The organism is Celerinatantimonas sediminis (assembly GCF_046054195.1).
Taxonomy (GTDB): Bacteria; Pseudomonadota; Gammaproteobacteria; order Enterobacterales; family Celerinatantimonadaceae; genus Celerinatantimonas.
On record NZ_JBEQCS010000010.1, the window covers coordinates 119,648 to 143,441 of the forward strand.

Here is a 23,794-nt window from a genome sequence, read left to right on the forward strand (position 1 = left end):
CGGCCTGAGAAATAGCGCAGGGTGCTTTGTCTGGATGTTAGATGTAATGGATTAGGTGAATCGATGATGTCCTCCGATTTGATGGTGATGGTGTTAACGCTTAAGTTAGCCCTGATCGTGACGGTTATTCTGCTTATCCTAACCACGCCAATTGCTTGGTGGTTATCGCAAACTAAAAGTCGTTTAAAATCCCCGGTCAGTGCCATTGTGTCATTGCCGTTGGTGCTGCCCCCCACCGTATTGGGTTTCTATCTTTTATTGTTGATGGGCCCCCATGGACCTGTTGGCCATTTAACTCAGTGGTTAGGCGTTAGCCAATTACCGTTTACTTTCGCTGGGATCGTAATTGGTTGTGTTATTCATACTTTGCCATTTGTTCTTCAGCCTGTGCAAAATGCATTTGAAGCGATAGGCCATCGTCCGTTAGAGGTTGCGGCCACTTTGCGAATGCCGCCATTAGCTGCTTTTTTTAAAGTCGCTTTACCTCTAGCAAGCCCTGGGTTTTTCTCTGCGGCCATTTTAGGATTTTGTCACAGTATTGGTGAGTTCGGTGTCGTATTGATGATTGGCGGTAATATTCCTGGGCAAACTCGGGTGATGTCAGTTGAGATATACAACCATGTCGAAGCGTTAGAATATGGCCGAGCTAACCAACTAGCCGCGGTATTGGTTGGATTTTCTTTCGTGGCGTTACTGCTCATTTATTTGGTGAATAGCCGTTTGGCGAGTCGGAAGGTGAAACTATGAGTGATTTAACCATCCGCTTTAAACGCCATCTGAGCGATTTTGAATTGGATATTGATGAGCAGCTACCCGCACAGGGGATCAGTGTTCTGTTCGGCGAGTCAGGTTGCGGCAAAACCACCACATTGCGAGCATTGGCTGGGTTAGAGCGATTGCCCGACAGTTTTTGTCAGCTCGGGGAGTATTGTTGGCAAGATGAACAGAAAAATCATTTTGTACCAACTTATCGCCGACCAATCGGGTATGTTTTTCAAGAAGCCAGTTTATTTGAACATCTTAACGTTGAACAAAACTTGCGATTTGGCTGGCGCCGCATTGCCCCCGAGATGCGAAAAATTGGCATCGATGATGTCTGCCAATTACTGGGAATTAGCGACAAGCTAAAACGCCGCCCTTATTCGCTCTCCGGTGGGGAAAGACAGCGAGTCGCGATTGCTCGGGCGCTGCTCACTTCACCCAAATTGCTATTGATGGATGAGCCGTTATCGGCGCTTGATTTAGCGCGTAAGCGCGAGTTTTTGTCTTACCTTGAGCGATTGCATAACGAGTTAGATATCCCGATTGTTTATGTAAGCCATGCGCCTGAAGAGGTGATTCGCTTAGCCGATCATCTGGTGTTGATGGAACATGGTCGAGTCTGTTTAAGTGGCCCTTTGCAGCAGACTTTATTAAATCCCAAAAGTGCTCAGTTATTCGCAGATGGTGCAAGTAGCGTCTTGCACACCGTGGTGACAAGCCATTTAAATGGATTAACCGAATTAGCATGTGGTGCTGAAGTCTTGCGTTTGTCTAAACGTAACATGCCGATAGGTCAAAAGGTTCGTTGCCGAATTTTTGCCAGTGATGTCAGTATCACTTTAACGCGCGCTCAAGATAGCTCGATTCTTAATTTATTACCTGCAACTGTGGTTTCTTTGCAATCTGGGGTTCAGCCCAATGAAGTGTTAATTCGCTTAGAGCTGGCAGATAAAACACCTTTGTTAGCATTACTATCGCGTTATTCATGCGAACACCTTAAACTAGCACCCAAAATGTCTGTGTGGGCACAGATTAAAGCGGTCGCTATTTTATAAAGGAGTTTTAGTGGATATTCCGATTGTTTTCAAACACCGGGATTTTGTACTCGTGGATAAACCTTTTGGTTTGTCATTTCATCGTGACAATGACGAACCTGGTTTAGCGCAGCTCGTTAACGAGCAAATAGGGCCTTTGTGGCCTGTTCATCGGCTCGATAAGATGACATCCGGGTTAGTGCTGTTTGCAACCAGCGCTGAGGCTGCCGCTCACTTTCAAGTTCTTTTTAAAGAACACAAAATAGCGAAGTTTTACTTAGCATTAGCCTATGGCAAGCCTAAAAAGAAACAGGGCGAAGTGAAAGGCGATATGCAAAAGACTCGCGTAGGTAGTTGGAAGCTTACATTTTCACAAAACAATCCCGCTCGTACCCGCTTTTATAGTCAAGCGCTGGGCGATGGCCTTAGAGCGTATCTTTTGCGTCCATATTCTGGACGGACTCATCAGTTACGGGTCGTGATGAAAAGCTTAGGTGTGCCCATTCTAGGCGATGAGCGTTATAAAGGTGAACGTGCCGACAGAGGTTATTTAGATGCATTTGCTCTTCAGTTTAACTGGCATAAAGAGCACATTGAATATTGCCGTTATCCTCATCAGGGAGCGCTGTTTATCGATTCGCAAAAGGCGCTAACCGATTGGCAGAGTCCTTGGCTGCAACCATTTCCAGATGCGTAACGGCAGGCTTTAAAGCTGACTAATAACAAAGGCACCCGAAGGTGCCTTTATCGTCAAAATCCAATGCACTATTTATTGTCTAAACTTGGCGCTGCTGGCTGGACTGGAATCTGTTCTTTAGGGGTAAATAACAGGTTGTTAATTCCCTGTAGATCAGACTCTTTTAATGTTCCGGCGAGCTGTTTTAACGTCAGCATGTTAATGATGTAATCGTAGCGAGAACCGGCTAACTCTTCTTTTGCTTGATAATAGTTACTGGTTGCATCCTGTACATCAACAATGGTGCGAGTGCCGACTTTAAATCCTGCTTCGGTTGCTTTTAACGCGCTCAGCGATGATTTTACCGTTTGCTGGTATGCTTTAATTGAACTTAAATTAGCTCGCACATTATTGTAAGTGCTGTTTAAGTTAGTCTGAACCGTACGATAAGTATTTTCTAACGATTGGCTGGCAGCCACATAGTCATAACGAGCTTCGCGTACTTTTGAATTAATTTCGCCGCCCTGATACAGTGGCATCGAAAGTTGCAGACCTACACTTGCTGCATCACCGTGGCCTTCATCAGAGGCATTCTCAGCGATGTAATCATTGCGATAATGTTTGTATTGAGTGCTTAAGCCGCCTTCAAGTGACAACGTTGGTAAATGACCCGCTTTGGCGACATCAATCTGCTGTTCTGCAACTTGTTTGGCGATACGGTCAGCATTCAATTGTAAGTTTTTATCAATCGCTGCATCCATCCAGAATTTATTTTCATGGGTTAGCGGCGATGGTGAAAATTCTTTGGTATTAAGCAGTTTGAGATCTCGTGGCATCACACCAACGAGTTTACGTAATGACTCATAACTGTTATCTAGGGTATTTTCAGACTGAATTTCTTCAGCAACCGTGCGGTCAAATTCAGCTTGAGCTTCGTTTACATCGGTAATTGGTGTTAAACCCACTTTATAACGTTGCTGGGTTTGGTCCAACTGGCGTTTAACGGCGGTTTTATTGGCGCGTACATAAGAGAGATCATCAATTGCTCTTAATACATTAAAGTAAGCTGTGGCAACACGAACCATCAGATCTTGTTGCTGATAACCGTATAACGCTTCCTGTTGGGTTGCATTTTTCTCTGAAATCCCCAAATTAAGCCAGTTAGCTCTTGAAAAAATAGACTGGGTTAACGTCAGTCCCGCGCTGGCATCACGATATTTTGCAGGTGTGTAACTACCTAAAGTTGAACTATAGGTATATCCGCCACTCAGGCTCACTTGTGGTAATAACGAAGCCTGTGATTGATTAATCCGCTCAAATGCTGCGTCACGTTCAGCTTTTGCTTGCAGGATGACCGGATCTTTTTGTTGTGCGAGTTGATAAATTTGGAGCAAATCGTCAGCATAGCTATTAAAAGCACATGCACCTAGACCGGCTGCTACCAACAAAGATGTAAATTTGAGCTTCATTCTGATTCCTTTTTGCCTTCGGAGGAATACCTTGAGATACATATTAAACTATAAAGGTATGCGGATTTTGCAAAAGTATCTAGTGATTATGGGGCTATAATATTACGCAATTTTGATTGCCTGGGCAATTAATTTTTACATATAGAATATTTAATCAGACAATAGTGACTAACTTATTGATATGGTTTGAAGCTATTGTTAAAGGTCAACAGCTCCTAAGGATATTGCATGAAAAATAATATTGATGTTGCTCGTTTCGATCGCAATGATGTTGAAGTCAAAGAAATTACACCGCTATACCATGGATTTTTTAAGTTAGATGGTTACCAACTGCGGCATCGCTTATTTGAAGGGGGATGGAGTGATTGGTTTAGCCGAGAAGTATTAGACCGAGGGCATGCAGCAGCAGTTTTACTCTATGATCCAGAGCTTGATAAAGTTGTTATGGTTGAGCAATTTCGCGTGGGAGCTTATCCAACTGCGCAATCGCCTTGGCAACTTGAATTAGTGGCAGGTATGCTAGATAAAGAAGGTGAAGATCCTCAAGATGTCGCACGGCGTGAATCAGTCGAAGAATCTGGATTGTCACTAGGTGAAATGGAAAAACTCTATAGCTATTATCCAAGTGCTGGCGGGATGACCGAGCAGATCCATCTATATGTTGCAAAGGTCGATGCCTCTGATGCTGGTGGCGTGCATGGTCTGGCTAAAGAGAACGAAGATATCAAGGTGCATACGCTGACTCGCGAGCATGCTTTTGAGCTCACGCAAACTGGGCGAATTAATAACGCTGCGGCGTTGATTGCGTTACAATGGCTCGCTTTGAATGTAAACCAGTTGCGCCAACGCTGGGGTTATGCCCCAATAAGCCAATAGCTAGGAGATTGATTTGGATTCAGTGGTAAAAAAATATCGCGTTGACCTAAATAAACTGATGCAGGTGTATTCAGCAAATTATCTATTGTTTTGTCGGATGTTTCCCACAGAAATGGAACCCGGTGAGCAATTGTTGCTGCGTCCGTCGGTTAAGTCTTCGCCTGTTTTTACCGGAGATTTCGAACTAAAATGTTGTGAGCAGACACGCTATACATCGGTGTTTGCAATTCGTCAGCGTTATCGTCATGCATTGCCTGGTCTTAAAGAACCTCAGATGGTCGTCAAACTCTACCATGACGCGTCGCTGGCGGAAGTGTGCTCAAGCCAGCAGATTTCAAGGCTTAAGCCACGCTATGATTATCCTAACAATCAGATGTATCAGCAAGATGAAAAACAACAAGTAAATCTGTTCTTATATGATTGGTTGCATTATTGTTTAAAACATCGAGTGGCCGTAGATGCATAACGAATACTCGTTCGGCCTGATAGTCAACACTTTTTAGTAAGATAAAAATTGTGGAATTTGAAAAAGTTTTTACTCATGTTGATTCAGACGGTGATTTACGGCTGTTGCAACTGACCGATACTCACTTATTTGCCAACTCAGCAATGGGATTGCTGGGAGTGAACACTTTGGCTTCGTTTGAAGCAGTTGTCGCTCAAATTCAGCAAGACAATATTCCTTTTGATTGGATTATGGCCACTGGGGATATTTCTCAAGATCATAGCGAACGCTCTTATGAACGTTTCGTTGAGACTGTCAGTGTGTTAGAAAAGCCAATTTTGTGGTTGCCTGGTAACCACGATTGGCAGCCAACGATGCATCAAACGCTTAGTCAAAAGGGATTAAATCGTGCCAAGCAACTGGTCAGTGATCATTGGCAGTTGATTTTGCTCGATACTCAGGTTGCAGAAAAGCCACATGGTTATTTGGAACCCGAGCAGTTGGATTTTTTGGCAAACTCGCTAAGTGAATATCCACAAAAACATACCCTGATTTTAATGCATCATCAGAGCTGCTCGATTGGTTGTAATTGGCTTGATCAGCATAACTTAAAAAATGCGGATGATTTTCATAAAGTGATTGCGCCGCACTCACAGGTGAAGGCGGTGTTGTTTGGGCACATTCATCAGAATTTTGAATATCAAACCTCGCAGTTAGCTTATATTGCATCCCCGAGTACATGTATTCAGTTTTTGCCATTATCCAAAGAGTTTGCGCTTGACCGCCAGCAACCCGGATATCGTTATCTGACGCTTTGCGCAAATGGTGAAATTCATTCTCGAGTGAAGCGCTTAGCTGGCCAGCAGTTTTTACCCGATGCTCAGTCTCAGGGATATTAATTGGTGCCGGCTGTTTGTCCGTTTGATGTAGGATAATAAATGACTCGCTATTTACTTTTTTTGCATGGCTTTCAGGGAAGCAGTCAATCGTTTAAAAGAGAGTGCATAGCGCAATATCTCAGTGAGACTGATAGTAAAATAGAGCTAATTTCGCCACAACTTGCATGTTATCCAAAGCCTGCCTGGAGTCAGATTTGTGAGATAATGCAGAGCTTTAAAGGCGAGATTATCGGCGTTGTGGGTTCATCATTAGGTGGATTATTTGCAGCGCGTGCTTCTCTCGATTACGATTTACCCGCGGTATTGGTCAATCCCGTCGCTGATTTATCAATGGTCCCGATGCTTTTAGGTGAGCATATACATCCTTACACTCAGGAACGATTTCGCTTGTGTCAGCACCATCTCGATGAGCTGGTGAAGCTGCGAGCAAGTCCTGATGAGACTAGCATGAAGCAGTGGCTGATGTTGCAAAAAGGGGATGAAGTGCTCGACTATCAAAAAGCATTAAAGGCTTATCCAAATACCAAACAGACAATAGAAAGCGGCGGCGAACATGGCTTTGCCGGGTTTAAACGTTATGTGCCCGCAATCATGCGTTTTTTTATGACTTACGAAAAATTGGACAATCATGACTAACGAATATACATCAGATGCTATTGAGGTTTTAAGTGGGCTGGATCCGGTCAAACGGCGGCCAGGGATGTATACCGAAACCGATCGGCCGAACCATTTGGCTCAAGAGGTCATTGATAATAGCGTCGATGAAGCGATTGCAGGCTTTGCTCGCAATATTATTGTGACACTTTATGCGGACCAATCGTTATCCGTCTCTGATGATGGCCGTGGTATGCCTGTTGATATTCACCCTGAGCAGGGCGTTAGTGGGGTTGAGCTAATTTTTACGCGATTGCATGCCGGCGGTAAATTCTCCAATAAAAACTACCAATTTTCCGGTGGGTTGCATGGGGTTGGGATCTCGGTGGTTAACGCGCTTTCATCCAAGATCGAGGTGGAAGTAAAACGAGATGGTCAACGCTATGAGATGGAATTTGCCGATGGTTTTAAAGCCAAAGAGTTATCCGTTGTTGGCACTGTCGGTAAACGTAATACCGGTACTTTTGTCCATTTTTGGCCAGATGCGAAATACTTTGACTCACCTAAATTTGCCTCAGGTAAACTAGCCCATCTGTTAAAAGCTAAAGCGGTTTTATGCCCGGGCTTAACCATCGAATTTATCGATGAAGTCAAAGATGAAAAACATTCGTGGTGTTTTGAAGGTGGTTTGAACGACTATCTCTCGCAATCTGTTGAAGATGCCGAAACACTGCCGCAAACCCCGTTTTATGGTGAAATTATCACTAAAACGGATGGCGTTGAGTGGGCTCTAACGTGGTTACCTGAAAGCCCACAAAGCGTCACAGAAAGTTATGTGAATTTAATTCCAACGCCGTTGGGTGGGACCCATGTGAATGGGCTGCGCCAAGGGCTAACTGATGCCATGCGCGAGTTTTGTGAGTTTCGTAATTTGCTCCCGCGCGGTGTTAAATTGGCTCCAGACGATATCTGGGACAAACTTAATTATATTCTCTCGGTCAAAATTCAGGACCCGCAGTTTGCTGGCCAAACAAAAGAGCGTTTGTCGTCGCGCCAGTGTGCCGCTCTTGTTTCCGGCGTGGTGAAAGATGCATTTAGCTTGTGGCTAAATGCCAATACCGCTGAAGCCGAACAATTGGCCGAGTTTTTTATTACCAATGCTCAAAAACGACTGCGTTCTGGTAAAAAAATTGCGCGTAAAAAGGTCACCAATGGGCCAGCGCTTCCTGGCAAATTAACCGATTGTTCAACGCAAGAGCCGTTGCGAGGGGAATTATTCCTCGTCGAAGGGGATTCAGCTGGCGGTAGCGCCAAACAGGCCCGAGATCGTGAGTTTCAGGCCATTATGCCGCTGCGCGGGAAAATTCTAAATACCTGGGAAGTTGACGGTGCGGATGTTTTAGCGTCTCAGGAAATTCATGACATTTCGGTCGCCCTAGGTATTGATCCCGACAGTGATCAACTAGAAAAATTACGCTATGGAAAAGTTTGTATTTTAGCGGATGCTGACTCTGATGGACTGCATATTGCGACATTGCTTTGTGCTTTGTTTATTCGCCACTTCCGTCCATTAGTTGAAAATGGTCATATTTTTGTAGCGATGCCACCGCTGTATCGAATTGATGTTGGTAAAGAAGTTTTCTATGCGTTGGATGATGGCGAAAAAGAAACCATTCTGGCAAGGATTGAGGCTGAGAAAAAACGTGGTAAGGTAAACGTTCAGCGCTTTAAAGGGCTCGGCGAGATGAATCCAATTCAACTGCGCGAAACCACGATGGATCCAAATACCCGGCGATTAGTTCAGCTGACAATTGATGATTATGAAAGTACCATTGATTTGATGGATCAATTACTTGCTAAAAAACGATCCGGTGACCGCCGTGAATGGCTCGAAGCCAAAGGGAATATGGCGATAGATTTGGTTTAAACGGAGCCCTGTGTGGTACGAAACCTGTATGTTGGTATTTTAAGTAAGACTTTGCTTTCGGTTACGGGGCTGCTGCTGCTTATTTTTGGCGGCCTCGTGGCGTTAAACTATGCAAACATCAGGCATTTCTTTGAAATTGAACGCTCGGAAGCCATTCATCATCAGCAGGCATTATTTAACGAGCACTATGTCGATGTTGGGCGCCAGCTCCAGTTGTTGACAAATATCTCCGCAAGTCACCACACCAATCTTTTGCAGGACCATCAGCAAGTCCCTTCGATTATACAGGCGATTGAACATGATGCGCCGCTACCATTAACCGAATTGATTGCTTTAACCCCTTCTAATCAAATGATTTGGCCGACGGCTCATAATGATCATGAGCAGATGATTGCAAATTGGTTTATAAAGAATAACAAAAATGCTCACAATAATTGGGTGTTGGATTGTTACTCGCAGTGCAATGTGTATTTTTACACGCAATTTGATTATCAAGGCAAAAGTTACCCATTTATCTACGGTATCGATGCAGCGACGTTATATCGCAGTTATTCGGGCTCGAATCATCGTGGTCACTTGTTAATGGAAATTCAGGCTGATCATCATGTAGCGCTGCTTTATTCCAGCCAGAGAATTAATGCCCATATCGGTGAACTGATTAACCAGACCACAGAACACGAGCTATTAAGCGGTTTGCGCGATTTTGTCAGCGCAGGGCAAGCAACAGAGCTCGTTAGTTTTCAGATCTCAAATACCACGGCTCAATTGCCAATCTTTTTTGTCCAATTTAATACGATCAATGGCTTGATTGCGCATTTTCGCCAAGCGAACCGCAACAACGTGATTTACGGTATCTGTTCGTTAGTATTAGCCATTTTATTGTTAATCGCGCTACTTCGTCATCCACTGGTGCGGGTGCGCCAACTGACTTATTGTCTCCCGATGTTAGCCAGCTCTAGCTTTCGGCAATTTCGTCAGGTGATAGTGGCAAGTCGTTCGTCTTGGTTAATCGATGAGTCTGATAAACTGGGTGAAGAAGCAGTAACGTTGTCTTATCAATTAGAGCATCTAGAAAACCAATTGCAAAATAGAGCTGCTGAACTTGAGTGGTTAGCCGGACACGATCACCTAACTCAACTATCGAATCGACGTGATTTTGAACAGTTATTGCAAAAGCGGATTCGCTCGCAAACTGCTGGCTGTTTGATGATGATGGATTTAGATAACTTTCGTTATGTAAATGATTTAAGTGGCCATCATTGCGGCGATCAGATGTTGTTGCAAATTGGTCAGTTATTGCAGCGAATGCTTCCAGAAAATGCCATATTGGCTCGTTTTTCTGGGGATCAATTTGCCGCCTATATTGACGATCTAACTCCCTTGTTGGCGAAACGATTTGTCGAGCGCATTAACTATCGTTTAGGTGAGCTTAAAGTCGCTGGGCGAGAGGCTATCCATACTGCTTCAATGAGTATTGGTGTGGTGATTTTCCCTGAGCATGACACCACCTATGCGGGGCTGATTAGTAAAGCGGATATGTGTCTTTATCAGGCAAAATCGCAAGGCAAACACTGTGGCGTTATCTACGAGCGCGAACATCAAAGCGGTGATTTAATTCAGCGTCATTTCTGGCTTGATTTAGCGCAGCATGCGATAGAGCGCCAGCAAACGGTGTTGTATTTTCAACCGATTATGGACAATCGCATTGACCAAATTCGCCATTACGAAGTTTTATTGCGCATTAAAGATGATAATGGTCAGATGATCTCTCCGTATGAGCTGATTATAGCGGCGGAAAATAATGGCTATATTTTTGATATCGATTTGTGGGTGGTTCGCAGTGCGCTTAGCCGTTTAGAGGAAAATCTCGAATTTAATTGTCGAGATCGCCTTGCGATTAACCTATCAGCGCGCTCATTTGGCACCTCTTCGGTGATTGCCCAGATTGTGGCAGAAATTGAACATCGAGCTATTCCGGGCGAATTAATTATATTCGAAATAACCGAGACGGCCGCGCTACCAGATTTTGCCAAGGCGCAGGAGCATATTGAAAAACTTAAATCGATGGGCTGTGCGATTGCATTAGATGATTTTGGGGTTGGTTATTCATCATTTCATTCGTTGCGTGAGTTAGCCCTTGATTATGTTAAAATTGATGGCTCGTTTGTTCATGATATTCTGGATAACCATAAGAACCGTTATTTTGTACGCTCGTTATGCCGTATTGCCCATGATTTGGGGTTATTAACGATTGCAGAATATGTAGAAAATGAACAGCTTAATCAAGAGTTATGCCGGATCGGAGTGGATTTTTCCCAAGGATATTTTATCGGGAAACCTATGCCTGCTGAACAAATTTGGGCGCACCAGAACAGCTCTCAGGTTTTGTCATTAAGACAGTAACCACCGACTTATAACAATCTCAAACAGGAGAAGGTACTTCACCATGAGTGATATGGCTGACAGCCTGGACGGTATCGAACGCCAACCGTTGCGTACATTTACCGAACAAGCTTATCTGAATTATTCCATGTATGTGATTATGGACAGGGCTCTGCCCCATATCAGTGATGGTTTAAAACCGGTCCAACGACGTATTGTGTACGCCATGAGTGAGCTGGGTCTTTCGGCGAGCGCCAAATATAAAAAATCGGCGCGTACCGTTGGGGATGTGTTAGGTAAATATCATCCGCATGGCGACTCAGCTTGTTATGAAGCGATGGTGCTGATGGCGCAGCCGTTCTCTTATCGATATCCGCTGGTGGATGGGCAAGGAAACTGGGGCGCACCAGACGATCCAAAATCATTTGCCGCAATGCGTTACACCGAAGCACGCTTATCTAAATTCTCTGAAGTTTTACTCAGTGAGTTGGGCCAAGGCACTGTGGAGTGGGGGCCGAACTTTGATGGAACACTGCGTGAACCACTAACATTACCTGCGCGCTTGCCACATATTTTGCTAAATGGGGTCACTGGTATCGCCGTTGGGATGGCCACGGATATTCCGCCGCACAATGCGCGCGAAGTCGCCAATGCTTGTGCTCATCTTTTGGATAATCCTAAAGCTGAGCTCACAGATTTGTTTCAGTTTATTAAAGGTCCTGATTATCCGACCTATGCTGAAATTATTACGCCAGCGAAAGACATCGCCAAAATTTATCGTACCGGTCGCGGCAGTTTAAAAATGCGTGCGGTCTATGAAGTCGATGACGGTGAAATTGTCATCACTGCACTGCCGCATCAAGCATCAGGGGCCAAAATTCTAGAACAGATCGCAGCTCAGATGCAGGCTAAAAAATTGCCGTTGGTCGCTGACTTGCGAGATGAAGGCGATCATGAAAATCCAACTCGAATCGTTATTACGCCGCGTTCGAACCGAGTTGATATTCAGATGCTGATGGACCATCTGTTTGTTTCAACCGATCTAGAAAAGAACTATCGCGTTAACCTTAATATGTTGGGGCTGGACAGACGTCCACAGGTGAAAAACCTGCTGCAAATTTTAACCGAATGGTTGGAATATCGCCGGGATGTTGTGCGTCGTCGGTTACAATATCGTCTCGATAAGGTATTGGCTCGTTTGCATATTTTGGCAGGCTTGTTGATTGCCTTTTTAAATATTGATGAAGTTATTGAGATCATCCGCACCGAGGATGATGCCAAAGCTGCGTTAATGAGCCGTTTCGATTTGTCGGAAAGACAAGCTGAAGCAATTTTAGAGATAAAATTGCGCCAGTTGGCAAAACTCGAAGAGATCAAAATTCGCACAGAGCAAGATGAGTTAGATAAAGAGCGTCAGCAGTTAGAAAAATTACTGGGCTCTGAGCGGCGATTGAATACGTTGATTAAAAAAGAATTGCTTGCTGATGCGCAAACTTATGGTGATGATAGAATGTCACCACTGGTTGAGCGCGAAGAAGCCAAAGGTCTTAAAGAGAAAGATTTAGTTCCCGCTGAGCCAATTACCATTGTTCTTTCGCAGATGGGCTGGGCGCGTAGTGCCAAAGGTCACGATATCGATGGGCCAAGCTTAAGCTATAAATCAGGCGATCAATATCTTGATAGTGCTCACGGTAAGAGTAATCAGCCTGCGGTATTCATTGATTCATCGGGTCGCAGCTTTGCGCTAGATTCACATACCTTGCCATCAGCGCGCAGTCAGGGTGAGCCATTAACGGGCCGCTTTGACTTGGCTCCCGGTGAGACCTTTAGCCATGTCGTTGCCGCCGATGAAGATCAGCGCTATCTCTTGGCCAGCGATGCCGGCTACGGCTTTGTCTGCTCGTTTGCTGATATGGTTAGTAAAAAACGCAATGGTAAAGCACTGTTAAATGTTCCAATGGGCGCGAAAGTATTAAAACCGCAACCCGTTGGCTCGCTGGAAAATGATTTGTGTCTGGCTGTCTCTAATGAAGGGCGAATGTTGATTTTCCCAATGAGCAGCTTACCTGCGTTATCTAAGGGTAAAGGCAATAAAATTATTGGTATTCCATCAGCTCGGGTAAAAAGCCGTGAAGAATACGTTAAAACACTGGCTGTGTTACCGGTAGATGCCAATGTAACCATTTGGGCTGGCAAACGAAAACTGACTTTAAAACCATCAGATCTGGAACACTATCGAGGTGAGCGAGGTCGCCGTGGGAATAAATTACCACGAGGCCTACAGCGGGTCGATGAGGTGGTAATTGAGTTAGCTGACACCGAACAGCCCTAAAATACCTGACTAAGGGATGTGTTGATTAATTTTGACTCATCCCTTGTTCATCATTCACCCGGCGCGTATACTCGCAGCCCTTCTTTAACCAGAGTCGAAATAATGCTCGCTTTTATCCGTATTGTACTGATGCTAGTTGCGTTAATCGTAATATTTGTAATTAGCTGTCTTTATAGTCTGATTCGTCCTCGACACCGCGATTCCGTGTATCGATTTGGCCGAATGTTTGCTTGGTTCAGTTTCCTTGTGGGGCTGAAGGTCGAAGTCCGTTATAAAGATAAAGCTTCGTTACCTAAGCAAGCGGTCTATATTTCGAATCATCAAAGTAATTGCGATATGGTCACGTTGCCTTATGCACTGCGTCCAGGCACGGTGACGATTGGTAAAAAGAGCTTGGTTTGGATCCCCTTATTTGGCCAGATATACTGGTTAAGTGGCAATATCCTAATCAACCGTGATAAAGGTTCACGGGCCGCAGAGACTTTGCGTCAAAGCGCAAAAAAGATTCGCCAGCGTCATCTGTCGGTCTGGATGTTTCCAGAAGGCACGCGCAGTTATGGTAAAGCATTGTTGCCATTTAAAGCGGGCGCATTTCATCTGGCTCGAGCTGCTAAAGAGATGATTGTACCTGTGTGCTGTTCATCGACTTATCAGCAGGTTAAGTTAAATCGCTGGAATAATGGCCGCGTTATTATAGAAGTTGGGCAAGCGATCGATTGCTCGCAGTGGCGTAAACCTGAAGTACGAACACAAATTCTAAATCTGCATCAAATGATGGAGCAGCGGATTTGTGAATTAACGATAGAGGCTCGAGGCAATGCAGCTGACTATAGTCATTGCATGAGTGCTGAGATTAAAGGAGTCTAAATGGAGCAACTTATTCAACAGTGGCAAGAAGAGACTGATGTCATTATTGCCCATTTACTTGCAGATGGCAGTGACCCAGATGCGATTTATACCATTGAACACCATTTTGCCTGTGGTGACTTTAAAGCGTTAGAAAAAGCAGCTGTGGATTGCTTTAAAGCAGGTTATGAAGTCACTGATGCTGAAGAAGCGCAGTTAGATGATGGTGCCATTGTATTCAGTTTTGATGTCATCACTGAATTGCCCCTTGAAGCTGCAGCCATTAAAGCTGATGTTGCTAAATTAGTGCAATTGTGCGGTGATGATAAAGTCTTTTATGATGGTTGGGGCACCTATTTTGAGGACCCCGATGGTGAAGATGATTTTGAATAAAGCCAGCCATTAAGCCTGACTGCTGGCTTTTTGCATCGAAGCAAGCTGAGCAATCCATTGGTCTATCTGATTGAGCAACAATTCAGTACTGATGGTAATTGACTCAGCTTCTTGATCATTAAACGTTAAATACCGCACCTTTGAATTAAGCTCTGGGTAACAGCGTCCAATCGATAATGGATGGCTGGCCGATTCTAACGAAAACAGATACAGAGCATCCCGCATTTCTTGATAACTCACTTCACCTAGATCTTCCACGCGCTCATTTGTGTGCAGATGACCAAATGAACCGAACATGGCAAGCCAAGTCAGCAGGTGGTGTAAAGACTGATTTAAAAGCCCTAGCGGTGGCGCAGGAACGCGCGCAAGAAACAATCTAGCACTGGCATGGTAGGGTAAATTTAGTTGGGTACACCAATGATTAAAATACTCTTGTGCGAGCTGTGCACGAATATCTTCATCAATTGATAAAAATAAAATTTCCTTCATTGCTAATTACCTTGAATCCTCCCTGCCGTATTTTTAACTATAGACCAATTTTGTGACGATATTGTGTATCAAGTTAAATTGATAATACAAAATTTATTGCTGATTTATGACAATGCTTAGTTGGATTGTACTTTTAACATTTATTTGAACTCTATCTTATTTGACAAACCTTTCTTGGTTGCTCGTCTATATTTAACTGTCAGATAAGCAGCGCTTTTGTATCTAATGTTAACTATAGATGATTAGTTAACCAATTATTAACAAGTATAAATAATAAACTCTTCTCATCATTACCAATACATGAAATTGACTTTTTTATCATGAAGTTAAATGGATTTAGTCAGAGCTAGAGAATTTAAAATTAGGATGGAAAAACCATGCCAACGTTAGCCAATATCAGTGTCAAACAGAAACTTTTTATACCAGCAGTACTCTTTATTGTGCTTTTGGTCGTTGTTGGAGTGTTTTTCTCTCGCAACCAACTATTAATTAAAGATATAAAAAAGACCGCCTCAGACAATGCCAGATTAATTGAACAGGTATATAAAGTCTCAGGGCAAGTGCAAACCTTTGCCCTTGAACATCAAGGGTTTGAGCAAGTTGATGAAGGTCTGCAAAGGTTAGTTACACAAATTAAAGACAGCACTGTGGATTCTAAGCAACAGCTAATCGAGCTGCTTGAAAAGACGGATAAGAACGTTCAAGCAATGAAGAACCTTTATGCTGCTAACAATGAATTGAATGCCCAGATGATGTCTTTAACGGCAAGTTCGATTAAAGAATCCGATGATTACATTATGCAGTTAAGTGGTTTGCTTGGTGATAGTGCAACACGCGATAAAGTTTCGACTTTTGAGGGCAAAATTATCGGTGCTGCGTTGGTTAATACCACCAATAACTATCGCCTGCAGGTCATTTTTCAACGCCTTGAAAGCGATCCTAGTGCGGCAAAATCACTGATGGATTATTTGGGAAATTTGCAAAAGGCTTCTGATGATGCCATGGAGCAGCTCAAAGGTACGCCACTGATTGAAAAGGCGAAAAAAGCACGAGAGGTCAATTATCAAGTTAAAGAGATCAGCGATAAGTTTATTAATAACCTCAAGAGAGCACCAAAGTGAAAACCAAAAGCTCTTAGGTCAATTGGTTGAGCTGTTGCAAAAAGTAAATGCCAATAACGTTGATAATGCCTTCGTTACAATATCCAACAGTTTGCTGCAAATTCTCATTATTCTCATTGTTTTCACATTAATAGCCATCGTGCTGACGGTTGTGTTTGCCGCATCGATTGTTAAACCGCTTCAGCAGCTTGGCGATCAGGTGTATGCGCTAGCGTCTAAAGGCGGCGATTTAACGTATCGTATTCCGATGTCACGCAAAGATGAGATTGGCAAGCTTGGTATAGGGATTAACCAATTTATTGAAACCTTGCATGGTATTTTCAAAAATGTATTAACTCAAGGGCAGAGCATTGCTCAGACTGCTACTGATGCGGCGCAAATGAGTGAGAAAAATCTCGAACAGATGGAATATCAGCGCACTGAGACCGAGCAGATTACTGAATCATTCGGCGAGCTGGAAAGATCGATTCAGGAGATTGCGAACAATGCGTCAAATGCATCTGCTCGAATGCAGCAAGCCGATGATACCGCACAAGATGTGGTAGGGCAGATCCAAATCTCCATGAACGAAGTTGATAAACTCAATGATGCGCTTAGCACAGCCTCCAAGGTGATTGGTGAGCTCAATCAGAATAGCCAAGAGATTGGTAGTATTTTAGATGTCATTGGGGCCATCGCCGAGCAAACCAACTTGCTTGCATTAAATGCTGCAATTGAAGCGGCGCGAGCCGGAGATCAGGGCCGAGGGTTCGCGGTGGTGGCAGATGAGGTGCGCTCACTTGCGCAGCGAACCCAGTCATCAATTGAGGATATCCATTCGATGATCTCCAAATTGCAAAGTGCCGCTAAACAGGCTTCCGATGTGATTGAATCGGGTAACGAGCAAGTGGTTCGAACCAATGAGCGAAGTCAGCAGGCCGGCGAAGGCGTCAACATGATTTCAACATTGGTGTCTGAGGTAACTCAAATGAACCTGCAAATTGCCAGTGCTGTTGAAGAACAAAGCAGTGTGACGAAACAGGTGAATCATTCTTTGCAAAAAATTCATCAGGTTTCAGAACAAAGCAGCGAGAGTGCGAAACGCTCTAGCCAATCGGCACAAGGCCAGCTTAGTCACGCACAGTCACTCGTGACCGAAATGAAGCGATTTAAAGTTTAGCCAAATCGTGTATTATAGAAACTTGTTTAGTCCGGAGTCTTTTCTGGGCTAAACACTTCGTATAACCCCACTAATATGGTGTGGGGGTCTCTACCAGATTCCGCAAAATTCTGATTACGAAGAGCAAAGTTCAAGACTCGATAAGGGTCAGGGTGCTTTTCTCTTTGTATCGGCAACTAGAAAGCACCTCTTATCAATACATGTTTGTTCGGAGTGATGATGAGAGAGTTTATCCAAGGTTTACCTAAAGTAGAGCTGCATTTGCATATTGAAGGAACATTAGAACCTGAGCTAATGTTTGAGCTAGCGCGACGCAATCAGGTCAAAATTCCATTTAATAGCCCAGAAGACGTGCGCTCTGCCTACCAATTTAGTAATTTGCAGTCGTTTTTAGATATTTATTATCAAGGCGCCAATGTTTTAGTTCGCGAGCAGGACTTTTTCGATTTAACGTGGCATTACCTACTGCAGTGCCATCAAGAAAATGTTCGCCATTGTGAAATCTTCTTTGACCCGCAAACGCATACTGAGCGGGGAATTGCATTTTCTTGTGTCGTGAATGGAATTACCCAAGCACTTGAAAAGGCCCGTCAAGAGCTGAATATATCCAGCCATTTGATTATGTGTTTTTTACGCCATCTTGATGAGCAAAGCGCGCTTGAAACACTAGAGCAAGCAATACCGTATCAAGACCAGATTATTGGCGTTGGCCTTGATTCATCGGAGCAGGGAAATCCGCCTGAAAAATTTGCCCGCGTATTTGCTAAAGCCGAACAACTAGGCTTTAAAAAAGTCGCTCATGCAGGTGAGGAAGGCCCGGCACAGAATATTCGTACAGCAATTGAGATGCTTCATGTTGACCGCGTCGATCATGGCGTTCGCTGCATAGAAGACTCAGCTTTAGTTGAACAACTGCGCCAATCACAGATGCCGTTAACAGTCTGCCCATTATCCAATATTAAGCTGAAAGTTTTTTCCGACATGCGCGAACATAATATTGTTAAGCTGCTTGAGATGGGGCTGTGTGTCACTATTAATTCTGATGACCCAGCCTATTTTGGTGGTTATATGAACAATAACTTTAATGCGGTTGCAGATGCTTTTTCTTTAACTTATCAGCAACTTGCTAAGTTTAGTCTCAATGCCATCGATGCAAGCTTTATTAGCGAAAAAGAAAAGCAGGCGCTTCGCCAAGAAGTGATTGATTATCTGCACTCTTTTGCCCATTAAGTCTATCGGCACTTTTAAATCCCCGGTTCGCGGGGATTTTTAACTTCATCCAAATTTTTAAGATAACTTCTTGTGATAAAAGCCGTTTTAAAACGATTACGTTACGGCTTCCAATAAAATATCCTTGATTGAATCGCGAATCACCAGTTCAGAGTCAAAATCCTCTTTAGGCAGGGGGTGTCCATGGATAAGGTAAGCCAGCGCGGCTTCTAATAGTTCTTTGGCAGGCTGTTTGATACTGGTTAAGCCAGGTTGAGAGAACTGGCTGAGTGTTGAATTATCAAAGCTGGCAACAGAAATATCCTCAGGAATTGCCAAGCCTTGTTCGAATAAAGCTTTCATTGCTCCAATGGCAAGGTTATCGCTTGCGCCAATTAAAGCCGTAAATGATTGCTTGCTTGAGAGCAGCTGTTTGGCTGCAAGATAACCGCTTTGCATGCTCCAATTCCAGTTCCCAACAGGGACTAGTTGTTTGTAAACACTCAGCTGCGCCTCGTTCATGGCTTTGAGATATCCGCTAAAGCGGGCTTGATTGGTTGGAGAGCTTTCGAATCCCTGAAGATAGGCGATTTGTCGATGACCTTTGGCAATTAAACAACGCGTTACTTTGTAGCCCGCTTGTTCATGGTTAAAACCAATACACGGATAGTCATCGAAGTGACGATTGATCATCACGATAGGAACCGCGTTTTTAGTTTGCCTAAAACTTGATAATTGTTCCTGCGTTAAGTGCAAAGGATAGGCTAAAATTCCCTGGCATTTCATATCCACTAATAATTCAATGGCCTTTAACTCGTCATTCCCGGTGTTTTTGCCATCAGCTAAGAGCAATTGAAAATGGTTTTTTTCACAGTAGCTGGCTCCATCAGAAATCAGTTTTGAAAAATAGGTACTGTCATACAGCGCTTTAGGAATGACAAAGCCAATAAGATTGGTTTTGTTGGTGGCGAGCTGTCTGGCGATTAAGTTAGGGCGGTAGCCTGTTTCGGTTATCGCTTTGTAGACAAGTTTTGCAATTTCAGGGCTAACCAGCGGGTTGCCATTAAGAACCCTTGAAACAGTAGATTTAGATACACCAGCTTTTTTGGCAACGTCTAACATTGTAATCATATCAAGCTTCCTGTGCTAACGACTACAAATCCATATTGATCAATAAATGATCAATAAATGATCAATATGGTAATTATTTGTGATCATTTAAGCAATCAACGTTATGAGATGTTTATCTATTTTGATAAGCACATCATTTAGCCGGATTTTCTTTGTTGATATTTTTGGTGTGTTTGGCGAGGTTGATTAATCTGGTCAATGAGCTTTAAAGCGATGAGTATCGTTTCGCGCCATTGGCGGTTCCGTTGGTCTAATACAGTTTGAATCGGGCAGTTTGCGGCTGTAGAGGAACTTGTGCGAGTCATTATTATCCTTATTTTATCTTTCGTTTGACGACACCACACCGTCACATCAAGGTGACATAGACTAGCAGAGATAACCGCTTGTTTGTTGAGATAACTTTAAGAGAATCAAAATGGACTAAGTTACAAATCGAAACTTATCAGGTGAAAAGAGCTAGTTAATCGAGGCCACCCAGTCAGTGCTATCGCGATAAGCTAACGTCAAATGACCAAATGAAACCAGTTCAGGAGATGTGCATGATGAGAAGTTTGCAAAGCTGTGATTTTGACTGGGTGTTTTTATCTCCCTCAGCAATGTTTGTACACGGTCCTCGCTCTGGCAAATTTCGCCTCGGTAAAGATGAACGACTCGTTGGTGATGACGGCAGTAAAATTACGTTTGAAGAATACGCGATTGCGCTGGCTAATGAGATTGAAAAGCCTAAATATCATCAAGAGCGCTTTATAGTTGGCTATTAAAAACAGTGTCATTGGATTGAACATCGGGCTAAAAAATGCCCGATTTTTTTATTCAACCTAACAAATCGATTTGATCCGGATCAGCTAAGGCGCGAACTTTTCTTCGAAGCTAGCGACAACATGTATTTTATATGTCATGTTGAGATAGGACTCAGGGGTAACTCTGTGTTAACGGTAGTAAATTCTGTTGATGTAATAAGGTAGCTGTGTTGTAAATTCAATTCATCTGGTGCTTAAAACCAGACTTCGAAATCATTAAAAACGGCCATTGCTTGAGACATTAACAGCTGCTATCAGACGGCCTTTGTGGAGTGTTTCGATGTGGTTTTATTCAAGCTAGTTTGTTAGTTTCCAACTGGCTCACTTCTTTCGGCTTCTAAATAACAAACGAACAGTCATAACGATAATAATCAACGTTCATATTCTAAAAAAGTGCTGGGATGAACCGTTTTATTCTTACAAACACACAACAATGTATTGGTTGCCATGCTTGTGAAGTTGCCTGTGTCATGGCGCACAACCATAATCAACATGTCTTAACGCCAGAGCTCTTTCGGCCGCGAATTCGTGTATTTAAAAGTAGCGATAAAAATAGTGCTGCGACTTGTCGACACTGTGAGCAGGCTCCTTGTATTGGGAGTTGTCCAAACGGGGCGATAACTCGTGTTGATGACAGTGTTCAGGTCGATCAGAGTTTATGTATCGGTTGTAAAAGCTGCGAAGTGAACTGCCCGTTTGGAGCAATCGAGGTTGTAACCACTGAGCTACGCGATGGCAATGTTAAAGCTCAGGCGCTTAAGTGTGACCTTTGTATTGGCCGTGAGCAAGGCCCTGCCTGCGTTGAAAACTGTCCAGCGGATGCTTTAAGTGTTGTTAGCGAGGCGTCATTGGCTAAGATTGCCGCAGAGCGGCGGCGTCGCTCAGCCATTCGCGCTGCTGAGCCTTGGCATCGTGATTTAAAAGCTCTGCCAGAAGCTCAAGCAGTAAAAGTAATGCAAAAAGGTAGTGCTCACTCTCGCCGAGATCCGCAAAAAATTGGCGATCTGTTGCGTAAAACAACCTTCACCGAGCTGTATCAGACATTTGATAAGGCGCAGGCTGATGAACAAAGCGAGCGCTGTTTAACCTGTGGCGATCACAGTATTTGTGAATGGAGCTGCCCTCTGCATAACCATATTCCCCAGTGGATTGAACTGGTCAAACAGGGGCGGGTGATGGAAGCCGTTGAACTGTCGCATCAAACCAACTGTATGCCAGAGATTACTGGGCGTATCTGTCCCCAAGATAGATTATGTGAAAGCCGTTGCACGCTAAAAGATGAATCTGGCGCCGTGACCATTGGTAACATCGAACGTTACATCACTGAAACTGCATTTGCTAATGGTTGGCGTCCGCAAGTTGCAGCCGTAAATGACTCAGACTACCACGTTGCTATTGTTGGCGCAGGGCCTGCAGGTTTAGCGTGTGCCGATGTTCTGGCCCGTCATGGCGTGAAAGCTCGAGTATTTGATCGCAATCCTGAAATCGGTGGACTACTGACCTTTGGTATTCCAGCATTTAAATTAGATAAATCGTTATTGTCCCGTCGGCGTGAAATCTTCACACAGATGGGAATTGAGTTTGAACTCAACTGCGAGATTGGTAAAGATGTTAAGTTTGAAGAACTTACCGAACAATATGATGCAGTTTTTGTCGGTGCCGGAACCTATCAGTCGATGGCGGTAGGGCTTGAACATGACGATGCCCCTGGTGTGTATGATGCATTACCATTTTTAATTGCTAATACGCGTAAGCTAATGGATTTAAGTGAAGATCCAAGCCAACCGTACATTGATATGGCCAACCAGCAGGTGGTTGTGTTGGGTGGTGGCGATACGGCGATGGATTGCGTGCGCACTTCTTTGCGCCATGGTGCAGCTAAAGTGACTTGTGCTTATCGCCGAGATGAAGCAAACATGCCGGGCTCTCACAAAGAAGTCAAAAATGCCAAAGATGAAGGCGCTAATTTTGAGTTCAATGTCCAGCCTGTCAGCATTGAGCTTGATGAGCAGGGCCATGTGAGCGGCATTAAAATGTTACGCACACAATTAGGTGAACCCGATGAAGATGGGCGTCGTCGTCCGCAGCCGATCGTTGGTTCTGAATTTGTGATGAGTGCCGATGCGGTGGTGATAGCATTTGGCTTCTTGCCTCATTCAATGCCTTGGCTGGAAAGAGCCAATGTTCAGCTTGATTATAAAGGTCGAATTATGGCCAATGTGCAAAGTGAGTATCCGTATCAAACCACTAATCCGAAAATTTTTGCTGGTGGTGATGCTGTTCGCGGTGCTGATTTAGTCGTCACGGCAATGGCTGAAGGCCGTCATGCTGCGCGAGGAATTATGGATTACTTAGGTTGTCCAATGGCCGAACAGCTCTTAAGCCACGATAGTTTGCAAAAGGCTCAAGGCGAATAGCTAGTTAGGGGCTGTTGACCTTTTGTGATTAGTTTTGCAGCAACCTGAGAGGAATTTAGGCAGATAAACGTTGTGCCGTGTAGTCATTCTCCACAAAGAACGTTTAACGCTGGATAAATTCCTCTCAGATACTGCCCTTCGGGTTCATTTAAACGCATCCTGAACTTTGTTGCACCCTGCTTGCTTGACTCATTAAGCGACACAGGATGCGGCGCGTTCAAAATGCGTTTAATTTGAACAAAATTCAACCACCAAAGATCAACAGCCCCTAGTTGTCTCGCTCTTTTTCTGTGGTTATAGGCAAAGGGCGATGACACAGCTTAGGCATCTGAGTTTATAACAGTGCTTACAAAAGAGTCATACGGCTCAAGCTACGTATATAAAATTTGATTAAGAAGAAAAGATTGAAGGCTTAAATCTATACAAGCCCCACTTTTTTGGGAGCGGGGCTTGCAGCTAAACACACAGACCTGCATGTGTTTAGAGGTGGGTTGGTACTAAAAATTATTTAGTAACTTTAGCGCCAGTTTTTTTAGGTTCAGGTTGTTTAGCAGGAGCTGCTTTTTTAGCACCTTTATTTTTAGCCATGAGATAATACCTCTTTTTGACAATAAATAATTAACCCTTTGTTTTATATGCGGAATACCTTCTGCATATGCAATATATATTAGTCCTGTTTTTTTTAAATGGAATCAGTTTGTATAGTTTATTTTACGCTAATAAATTTGTTATTAGTTAGTTTTGAAATTAACGACAAATACAATCAGTTAGGAAAAACTAAGCCGTTTAGCTAAAGAATTTTGTTTATTTTATCGACAAAAAAGCCCGAGTGA

The 23,794-nt window shown here is 43.6% G+C and carries 20 protein-coding genes, 1 pseudogene and 1 riboswitch; of the genes and pseudogenes, 17 read left to right on the forward strand and 4 right to left on the reverse strand.

All coding sequences use genetic code 11. The features are described from left to right. Positions 1 to 66 precede the first annotated feature (66 nt). The 3 genes from modB to ABTQ23_RS12875 are packed head-to-tail and all read left to right on the forward strand — an operon-like array spanning position 67 to position 2,493. Positions 67 to 747, forward strand: a complete 681-nt coding sequence (gene modB / locus ABTQ23_RS12865; protein ID WP_408616172.1) for a molybdate ABC transporter permease subunit — start codon at positions 67 to 69, stop codon at positions 745 to 747. Continuing rightward, on the forward strand, positions 744 to 1,817 hold the full coding sequence (gene modC / locus ABTQ23_RS12870; RefSeq protein WP_408616139.1) for a molybdenum ABC transporter ATP-binding protein: 1,074 nt from the start codon (positions 744 to 746) through the stop codon (positions 1,815 to 1,817). The genes modB and modC overlap by 4 nt, the downstream gene beginning before the upstream one ends. Positions 1,818 to 1,827: 10 nt before the next feature. After that, positions 1,828 to 2,493, forward strand: coding sequence for a TIGR01621 family pseudouridine synthase (locus ABTQ23_RS12875; protein ID WP_408616140.1), 666 nt, complete (start codon positions 1,828 to 1,830; stop codon positions 2,491 to 2,493). A gap of 68 nt (positions 2,494 to 2,561) precedes the next feature. On the opposite strand, the gene tolC is transcribed toward ABTQ23_RS12875, so the two are convergent. After that, the gene (gene tolC / locus ABTQ23_RS12880) at positions 2,562 to 3,941 is read right to left on the reverse strand and encodes an outer membrane channel protein TolC (protein ID WP_408616141.1); all 1,380 of its coding nucleotides are present in this window, start codon (positions 3,939 to 3,941) and stop codon (positions 2,562 to 2,564) included. Positions 3,942 to 4,169: 228 nt separating this feature from the next. Here tolC and nudF point away from each other — a divergent pair, with 228 nt between their 5' ends. From nudF to rraB, 9 genes are all read left to right on the forward strand, one after another. Continuing rightward, positions 4,170 to 4,817: an ADP-ribose diphosphatase gene (gene nudF / locus ABTQ23_RS12885; protein WP_408616142.1), complete on the forward strand. Its 648-nt coding sequence runs from the start codon at positions 4,170 to 4,172 to the stop codon at positions 4,815 to 4,817. Between the two features lie 22 nt (positions 4,818 to 4,839). Further along, positions 4,840 to 5,283: a DUF1249 domain-containing protein gene (locus ABTQ23_RS12890; RefSeq protein WP_408616173.1), complete on the forward strand. Its 444-nt coding sequence runs from the start codon at positions 4,840 to 4,842 to the stop codon at positions 5,281 to 5,283. Positions 5,284 to 5,333: 50 nt separating this feature from the next. Beyond that, positions 5,334 to 6,161 (forward strand): 3',5'-cyclic-AMP phosphodiesterase, encoded by an 828-nt coding sequence (gene cpdA / locus ABTQ23_RS12895; protein ID WP_408616143.1) that lies wholly within the window; start codon positions 5,334 to 5,336, stop codon positions 6,159 to 6,161. 39 nt (positions 6,162 to 6,200) lie between these two features. Next, positions 6,201 to 6,797, forward strand: coding sequence for a YqiA/YcfP family alpha/beta fold hydrolase (locus ABTQ23_RS12900; RefSeq protein ID WP_408616144.1), 597 nt, complete (start codon positions 6,201 to 6,203; stop codon positions 6,795 to 6,797). Beyond that, positions 6,790 to 8,682 (forward strand): DNA topoisomerase IV subunit B, encoded by a 1,893-nt coding sequence (parE, locus tag ABTQ23_RS12905; RefSeq protein ID WP_408616145.1) that lies wholly within the window; start codon positions 6,790 to 6,792, stop codon positions 8,680 to 8,682. Before ABTQ23_RS12900 ends, parE begins: the two co-directional genes overlap by 8 nt. A 12-nt stretch (positions 8,683 to 8,694) precedes the next feature. Next, positions 8,695 to 11,085 carry a putative bifunctional diguanylate cyclase/phosphodiesterase gene (locus tag ABTQ23_RS12910; protein WP_408616146.1) on the forward strand — a complete coding sequence of 797 codons (2,391 nt, stop codon included), beginning with the start codon at positions 8,695 to 8,697 and terminating at the stop codon, positions 11,083 to 11,085. A gap of 43 nt (positions 11,086 to 11,128) precedes the next feature. Further along, positions 11,129 to 13,396, forward strand: coding sequence for a DNA topoisomerase IV subunit A (parC, locus tag ABTQ23_RS12915; RefSeq protein WP_408616147.1), 2,268 nt, complete (start codon positions 11,129 to 11,131; stop codon positions 13,394 to 13,396). A 102-nt stretch (positions 13,397 to 13,498) separates the two neighbouring features. Continuing rightward, positions 13,499 to 14,263: a 1-acylglycerol-3-phosphate O-acyltransferase gene (locus ABTQ23_RS12920; RefSeq protein ID WP_408616148.1), complete on the forward strand. Its 765-nt coding sequence runs from the start codon at positions 13,499 to 13,501 to the stop codon at positions 14,261 to 14,263. Further along, positions 14,264 to 14,635 carry a ribonuclease E inhibitor RraB gene (gene rraB, locus ABTQ23_RS12925; RefSeq protein WP_408616149.1) on the forward strand — a complete coding sequence of 124 codons (372 nt, stop codon included), beginning with the start codon at positions 14,264 to 14,266 and terminating at the stop codon, positions 14,633 to 14,635. Between the two features lie 9 nt (positions 14,636 to 14,644). Here the strand turns inward: rraB and ABTQ23_RS12930 are convergent, their stop codons facing one another. Beyond that, positions 14,645 to 15,124: a hypothetical protein gene (locus ABTQ23_RS12930; RefSeq protein WP_408616150.1), complete on the reverse strand. Its 480-nt coding sequence runs from the start codon at positions 15,122 to 15,124 to the stop codon at positions 14,645 to 14,647. Between the two features lie 377 nt (positions 15,125 to 15,501). Between ABTQ23_RS12930 and ABTQ23_RS12935 the strand changes: the two genes are divergently transcribed. The 3 genes from ABTQ23_RS12935 to ABTQ23_RS12945 all read left to right on the forward strand — a co-directional run bounded on the left by ABTQ23_RS12935 (position 15,502) and on the right by ABTQ23_RS12945 (position 18,634). After that, a complete protein-coding gene (locus ABTQ23_RS12935) occupies positions 15,502 to 16,245 on the forward strand; it encodes a hypothetical protein (RefSeq protein ID WP_408616151.1) in 744 nt (247 codons plus the stop codon). Between the two features lie 34 nt (positions 16,246 to 16,279). Continuing rightward, entirely contained in the window at positions 16,280 to 17,404 is a 1,125-nt protein-coding gene (locus ABTQ23_RS12940; protein WP_408616152.1) for a methyl-accepting chemotaxis protein, read from the forward strand. A gap of 37 nt (positions 17,405 to 17,441) precedes the next feature. Further along, positions 17,442 to 17,541: riboswitch (purine riboswitch) on the forward strand. A gap of 82 nt (positions 17,542 to 17,623) precedes the next feature. Beyond that, entirely contained in the window at positions 17,624 to 18,634 is a 1,011-nt protein-coding gene (locus ABTQ23_RS12945) for an adenosine deaminase (RefSeq protein ID WP_408616174.1), read from the forward strand. Positions 18,635 to 18,730: 96 nt separating this feature from the next. Here ABTQ23_RS12945 and ABTQ23_RS12950 read toward each other — a convergent pair whose 3' ends face one another. Together ABTQ23_RS12950 and ABTQ23_RS12955 are read right to left on the reverse strand one after the other, a co-directional pair. Further along, positions 18,731 to 19,744: a LacI family DNA-binding transcriptional regulator gene (locus ABTQ23_RS12950; protein WP_408616153.1), complete on the reverse strand. Its 1,014-nt coding sequence runs from the start codon at positions 19,742 to 19,744 to the stop codon at positions 18,731 to 18,733. A gap of 137 nt (positions 19,745 to 19,881) precedes the next feature. After that, positions 19,882 to 20,049, reverse strand: coding sequence for a hypothetical protein (locus tag ABTQ23_RS12955; RefSeq protein WP_408616154.1), 168 nt, complete (start codon positions 20,047 to 20,049; stop codon positions 19,882 to 19,884). A gap of 249 nt (positions 20,050 to 20,298) precedes the next feature. Between ABTQ23_RS12955 and ABTQ23_RS12960 the strand changes: the two are divergent. Together ABTQ23_RS12960 and aegA are read left to right on the forward strand one after the other, a co-directional pair. Continuing rightward, a pseudogene (locus tag ABTQ23_RS12960) lies at positions 20,299 to 20,505 on the forward strand (hypothetical protein); the annotation flags it as partial. A 440-nt stretch (positions 20,506 to 20,945) separates the two neighbouring features. Next, positions 20,946 to 22,961 carry a formate-dependent uric acid utilization protein AegA gene (gene aegA, locus ABTQ23_RS12965; protein WP_408616155.1) on the forward strand — a complete coding sequence of 672 codons (2,016 nt, stop codon included), beginning with the start codon at positions 20,946 to 20,948 and terminating at the stop codon, positions 22,959 to 22,961. Positions 22,962 to 23,794: the final 833 nt, after the last annotated feature.

Excerpts from the sequence above, each read along its gene's own strand:
- ABTQ23_RS12950 (WP_408616153.1), bottom strand. The coding sequence starts at position 19,744 with ATGATTACAATGTTAGACGTTGCCAAAAAAGCTGGTGTATCTAAATCT.
- modB (WP_408616172.1), top strand. The coding sequence starts at position 67 with ATGTCCTCCGATTTGATGGTGATGGTGTTAACGCTTAAGTTAGCCCTG.
- ABTQ23_RS12955 (WP_408616154.1), bottom strand. The coding sequence starts at position 20,049 with ATGACTCGCACAAGTTCCTCTACAGCCGCAAACTGCCCGATTCAAACT.
- parE (WP_408616145.1), top strand. The coding sequence starts at position 6,790 with ATGACTAACGAATATACATCAGATGCTATTGAGGTTTTAAGTGGGCTG.
- ABTQ23_RS12935 (WP_408616151.1), top strand. The coding sequence starts at position 15,502 with ATGCCAACGTTAGCCAATATCAGTGTCAAACAGAAACTTTTTATACCA.
- parC (WP_408616147.1), top strand. The coding sequence starts at position 11,129 with ATGAGTGATATGGCTGACAGCCTGGACGGTATCGAACGCCAACCGTTG.
- aegA (WP_408616155.1), top strand. The coding sequence starts at position 20,946 with ATGAACCGTTTTATTCTTACAAACACACAACAATGTATTGGTTGCCAT.
- modC (WP_408616139.1), top strand. The coding sequence starts at position 744 with ATGAGTGATTTAACCATCCGCTTTAAACGCCATCTGAGCGATTTTGAA.
- rraB (WP_408616149.1), top strand. The coding sequence starts at position 14,264 with ATGGAGCAACTTATTCAACAGTGGCAAGAAGAGACTGATGTCATTATT.
- ABTQ23_RS12945 (WP_408616174.1), top strand. The coding sequence starts at position 17,624 with ATGAGAGAGTTTATCCAAGGTTTACCTAAAGTAGAGCTGCATTTGCAT.
- ABTQ23_RS12930 (WP_408616150.1), bottom strand. The coding sequence starts at position 15,124 with ATGAAGGAAATTTTATTTTTATCAATTGATGAAGATATTCGTGCACAG.
- ABTQ23_RS12900 (WP_408616144.1), top strand. The coding sequence starts at position 6,201 with ATGACTCGCTATTTACTTTTTTTGCATGGCTTTCAGGGAAGCAGTCAA.
- nudF (WP_408616142.1), top strand. The coding sequence starts at position 4,170 with ATGAAAAATAATATTGATGTTGCTCGTTTCGATCGCAATGATGTTGAA.
- tolC (WP_408616141.1), bottom strand. The coding sequence starts at position 3,941 with ATGAAGCTCAAATTTACATCTTTGTTGGTAGCAGCCGGTCTAGGTGCA.
- ABTQ23_RS12920 (WP_408616148.1), top strand. The coding sequence starts at position 13,499 with ATGCTCGCTTTTATCCGTATTGTACTGATGCTAGTTGCGTTAATCGTA.